6 protein-coding genes and 1 pseudogene are annotated in these 4201 nt (G+C 65.4%); 6 read left to right on the top strand and 1 reads right to left on the bottom strand.

Annotation, left to right across the window (positions count from 1 at the left end):
- The first annotated feature begins 138 nt into the window (after window positions 1-138).
- Both ACLJK8_RS22115 and ACLJK8_RS22110 read left to right on the top strand, forming a co-directional pair.
- Entirely contained in the window at window positions 139-390 is a 252-nt protein-coding gene (locus ACLJK8_RS22115; protein WP_413152587.1) for a hypothetical protein, read from the top strand.
- Between the two features lie 105 nt (window positions 391-495).
- Window positions 496-768 carry a helix-turn-helix domain-containing protein gene (locus ACLJK8_RS22110; protein WP_413152588.1) on the top strand — a complete coding sequence of 91 codons (273 nt, stop codon included), beginning with the start codon at window positions 496-498 and terminating at the stop codon, window positions 766-768.
- Here ACLJK8_RS22110 and ACLJK8_RS22105 read toward each other — a convergent pair.
- Window positions 687-1088: pseudogene (locus tag ACLJK8_RS22105) on the bottom strand (transposase); the annotation flags it as partial. The gene ACLJK8_RS22110 and the pseudogene ACLJK8_RS22105 sit on opposite strands and share 82 nt — an antisense overlap.
- A 10-nt stretch (window positions 1089-1098) precedes the next feature.
- Between ACLJK8_RS22105 and ACLJK8_RS22100 the strand changes: the two are divergent.
- The 4 genes from ACLJK8_RS22100 (at window position 1099) to ACLJK8_RS22085 (ending at window position 3871) form a co-directional block, all read left to right on the top strand.
- On the top strand, window positions 1099-1830 hold the full coding sequence (locus ACLJK8_RS22100) for a hypothetical protein (RefSeq protein WP_413152586.1): 732 nt from the start codon (window positions 1099-1101) through the stop codon (window positions 1828-1830).
- 197 nt (window positions 1831-2027) lie between these two features.
- Complete coding sequence (locus ACLJK8_RS22095; protein ID WP_413152585.1) at window positions 2028-2867, top strand: M48 family metalloprotease; 840 nt, start codon at window positions 2028-2030, stop codon at window positions 2865-2867.
- Window positions 2809-3195 carry an excalibur calcium-binding domain-containing protein gene (locus tag ACLJK8_RS22090; RefSeq protein ID WP_413152584.1) on the top strand — a complete coding sequence of 129 codons (387 nt, stop codon included), beginning with the start codon at window positions 2809-2811 and terminating at the stop codon, window positions 3193-3195. The genes ACLJK8_RS22095 and ACLJK8_RS22090 overlap by 59 nt, the downstream gene beginning before the upstream one ends.
- Window positions 3167-3871 carry a thermonuclease family protein gene (locus tag ACLJK8_RS22085; RefSeq protein ID WP_413152583.1) on the top strand — a complete coding sequence of 235 codons (705 nt, stop codon included), beginning with the start codon at window positions 3167-3169 and terminating at the stop codon, window positions 3869-3871. The genes ACLJK8_RS22090 and ACLJK8_RS22085 overlap by 29 nt, the downstream gene beginning before the upstream one ends.
- Window positions 3872-4201 lie beyond the last annotated feature (330 nt).

Raw genomic sequence — 4201 nt, 5'->3', positions numbered from 1 at the left:
GCTGATCGAGCGCCATGGCCACCGCTCACCAGCCCAGTTCCGACGCGACCAGATGGACACGATCCCGCTGGCCGCGTAAGCGCAATCAGGTGTCTCAGGATCCGGGGGCGGTACACCCGCGATCAATGGATCACCGTCGTGCTTGAGCTCGCGCTCGACACGCCCGGCGCGGATCGCGACGCCGCCAGCATCCATCTCTACGACAGCGCCGGCGGGTTGATCGGTTCCGGCGGCAGCGGTCCGCGCCTGACCTACCGCCGCGCCGGCGACGACACCGGCTTCACCGGCGCGATCTTCGACGACAAGCTCAATTCCAAGTCCGCTCGATCCGCGAAAAACCAGCAGTACTACGTCCGGAACTGGCAGGGGCAGGCGTGTGAGAAGAGGTAAGTGGACGTGTCCGCAACTCGCGATATTCATGATCTGTTCAGGCGCGGAAGGCTTGCGCGAAATTTGCTGGGGCGAACATGGAGGCGGTCTCAACCGGTCGTCGCAATGCCCCTGATCGATCAACGGCTCGGCGCGCGGAGCGAGAGGCGCGGGGCCGGTCTCTCTCCGGCCTCGCCGCGCTCGGGCGGCTCGCGCGACATGATCCACAAGGTCGAGTGTGGCAACAGCAGCCCAACCGCGTCGCTGCTCGCGAAGCTCTCGGGCTATTTCCGGCTCAGCATGTCAACCCTGCTGGCGCGGCTCACCTGGCTCTTCGATATCCCGCCCGCGCCCATGGCCCTCACCAAGTCATCGACGGCGCGCGTCGAGATGCCATGAATCTATGCCTCTTGGATCACGGCGAACAAGGTTTTCTCGGCGGTCCGGCGCGGCTCCAGAAAGCTCGGCAGATAGCTGCCCTTGCGCAGTCTCGGGATCTCGAGCGCGATCCGGCCGGCGCGGTGTCCCGGTCCCGCTCCCGATAGCCATTGCGCTGTGCCTCGCGCAGCGGCGAGCGCTCGTCCTTCGCCGCTCCGGCGCGCAGGTCCACCTCCAGCTCCATGATCCGGTTGGCCGCGAAGGCCAGCATTTCGCGCACCAAGTCAGTATCGGCCTGCTTTTTCAATCAGCTCCAGCAGGGCCATTCTCTCGTCGGTCATCGCTGATGAGATGCGCCACGCGGACCATACCGGCGCGCTGCGCGAAATCCTCGCGGGCTTCGACACCGCGCCCGGCGCCGATCCGAGCCATCACAAGCGCAACTATGGCTGGTTCCACCAATGGCTGATGGGGATCCGCCAGTCGCCGGAATTCGAGCCGATCCGCGCCGTGGTCCGGACTCATATCGCCGGCGCCGCGCCCTGGCGCGCCGGTCGCGTGCTCCTGGGCGCTGAGGTCGACAAGGGTGATCTCCACTCCATGGACGCGCTTGCGACCCGGCTCGATCTCACCTGGTCGCGTGCCAACCGCGTCACCAAGGCCTTGGGCCTCGGGCGCGCCTGGAACGGACGGACCTATTTTACCGAGACCGAGGCCCGCGCGGCCGAGGCGCTCATCGCGCGCCACATCACCCGCAAGGAGGCCGCGCGAAGGCTCGGCGTCTCCATCGAACGGGTGATCCGCCTGACCGCCGAGGGGATCCTCCAACGCCAGACCCTCGGCTGGCGCCTCAGCTACCATGACGCTGAACAGATCGAGCAGATCCGGCGTGGCCGGGACGTGGCGGTTCAGCCCGGCGGGAATTCATCGGCGCCAGCCGCGACGAAGCCGTGCGAAGCGGAGCGCGGGCGGCGTGAGATCACCCAGTACCCAGCCAAGTCCGGCGCCGAGCAGAGCGAAGACAACGGAGCCTGTAACTCCTCCCCAAAACATCGTAATAACGCCACCTACGATGCCGATTGAGGCGCCGATGGCGTATCCGAAAATTCCAAAGATCGCGGCGAGGATGCATCTTAGACGCATGCGATGTTTCTCACGAAGAAATATGTCGATAAAGTGTCATGATCCGCGAACTACATCCGTTAGCCGATTAACACTCTGGCTGTAGATAGGCATGCTGTTCTTCGATATTCAATCCTCCGGGGATTGTGAGGGTTATCATGAATTTCATACGTTCGGTCGCCGCCTGTTCGACGGTGGCGGTTCTTCTGTCGGGCTGCGGAACGTCCTACCAGATGCCGGCGATGGCCGAAGTCGAGATCCAGCGGGCGAATAGTGTGATCGCGCGGGAAAACGCGACACCGACGCCGGGCGTGTCGATCCTTCAGGGCGTCGACCGCTTCGAACGCGTCGCGAAACGCGTGGAGCCGCATGCCGAGGCGATGTGCCAGCAGGAAACGCCCGATCGCGACTGCGATCTCACGATCCGGGTCGATCTGGATCCGCGGTCGCCGGCGAACGCGTTTCAGACGGTCAATTCCGATGGCCCGTTGATCATCATCACGGCGCCGCTGCTCCAGGGCACGCGAAACGACGATGAGGTCGCCTTTGTCATGGGTCATGAGGCCGGCCATCATATCGCGAGCCACCTCGACAAGCGCCAGAGTCAGCAGATCGCCGGTGCGCTGATCCTCGGCATCGCGGCCGCCTATGCCGGCGCCGGGGATCCAAACCAGTACCGGGCCAGCCAGAATGTGGAACTGGCTATGAACGCTGGCGCTGGTCTGGGTGGCGTGGCCTACAGTCAGACTTACGAGCTCGAGGCGGATATGCTCGGCGCCTATATCGCGGAATCCGCCGGCTATGACGCCGAGATGGGCTCGCTGCTCTTCGCTCGGCGCGAGGGCGGAAATGTCGCGGGCGCCGCGAGCGCGATGTCGCTCTGGTCGACGCATCCTCGGTCGCCCGAGCGCATCGCAACGGTGCGCTACGCCGTCGCCGATGCGCGCGCCAAGAAGGCGGCGGGCGAGCCGCTCCGCCCCGAAGCGCGGACCAACTGACATGCGCTTCGATCGCAACGCGGCCGCGGGTACGCTGGCCCGCCGCGCCGCCCTGACACTCGGTGGGGATTTGCGGCGCGGAGCGGCGACCGTGTTGACAGCGATGACACTAATCCTCGGCGGTGGCCAGCCGGGCGCGTCACCGGGGCCGGAACGCGAGCCGTGGCATCGCTTGTTCGAAGTCGCGCAAAGCTATTCGTGCAGCCCGAGGCTGACTTGCGGTAGGATCGGCTCTTGTCAGCAAGCGAATTGGCTGCTCGAGAATTGCGCCTGGGGCGGGAAGCTTGATCGGGACGGCGATGGAGTTCCGTGTGAGAGCCTTTGCTAAGGGTGCGTTCTGTCTCGTCGCGATGATGCTCGCGGCCATGTCCTCGGCGGTGCTCGCCGAGGATGTTCACGTGACCGGTCGGGCCGAAGTGGTGGATGGCGATACCTTGAGGATCGGACCGATCCGCATTCGCCTCAACGGCATCGACGCGCCCGAGACCGGGCAGACTTGCGGTCGCGCCGAAGGTGGCGACTGGGATTGCGCCACGGCGGCCGCCAACCGGCTCGCGAAGCTGATCGGTGATCGCCCGGTTGATTGTGTCGCGCTTGACCAGGATGCCTATGGTCGAGTGATCGCGACCTGTCGCGCCGGTGGTTCGGACGTTGGACAGATGCTGGTCGCGGAAGGGCTGGCCTGGGCCTTTCTGCGCTACAGCCCCGTCTATGCCCTCGAAGAAAACACCGCGCGTGTCGACAGGATTGGCATCTGGCAAGGTCGCGCGGAGGCGCCCTGGGATTATCGCGAGAACCGCTGGCGGCGGGCGGCGGCCGCGTCTCCCCGCCCAGGCTGCGCGATCAAGGGCAACATCAGCGTTTCCAGCGGCGCGCGGATTTACCATACGCCCTGGTCGTCGGCCTATTCCCGCACCGACATCGATGAAGCGAAAGGCGAGCGCTGGTTCTGCGACGAGGCCGAGGCGATCGCGGCCGGCTGGCGCCCGGCCAGGTCGCGATAGGCACGCGGCCGGCTGTCGGCGCGCGCTGACCGGCGCTCGGGCTACGAATTCGGCGAGGGTCACCGTTGATGTGCGCAACATCGGCCGACGCATTCATCCTGAATCGTCGTTCAGCTTGTCCAAGTCGGTGCGGCATCCGATCCTGCGTCGGGGCTAAGGGGGATCTTCCATGCTGTCGAAAGAGGAGGCGCGACGCGCGGGGATCGCGCTCGCAGCTGAGAGCCGGACCCGAAATGAGTTGAGCGATATCAGCGGGTTGTGATTCACGTCGGTTTGCGAAGACTGACGGAGATCCGATGCCCTGGACTGATACCGCTCGGCGCGACTATG

The organism is Amaricoccus sp. W119 (assembly GCF_047275745.1).
In the GTDB taxonomy this organism is placed as follows: Bacteria; Pseudomonadota; Alphaproteobacteria; order Rhodobacterales; family Rhodobacteraceae; genus Amaricoccus.
This window is presented reverse-complemented; position numbering and strand designations above follow the sequence as displayed.

Coding starts and splice junctions, on each gene's coding strand:
- ACLJK8_RS22095 (WP_413152585.1), top strand. CDS start 2,028: ATGAATTTCATACGTTCGGTCGCCGCCTGTTCGACGGTGGCGGTTCTT.
- ACLJK8_RS22100 (WP_413152586.1), top strand. CDS start 1,099: ATGCGCCACGCGGACCATACCGGCGCGCTGCGCGAAATCCTCGCGGGC.
- ACLJK8_RS22110 (WP_413152588.1), top strand. CDS start 496: ATGCCCCTGATCGATCAACGGCTCGGCGCGCGGAGCGAGAGGCGCGGG.
- ACLJK8_RS22090 (WP_413152584.1), top strand. CDS start 2,809: ATGCGCGCGCCAAGAAGGCGGCGGGCGAGCCGCTCCGCCCCGAAGCGC.
- ACLJK8_RS22085 (WP_413152583.1), top strand. CDS start 3,167: ATGGAGTTCCGTGTGAGAGCCTTTGCTAAGGGTGCGTTCTGTCTCGTC.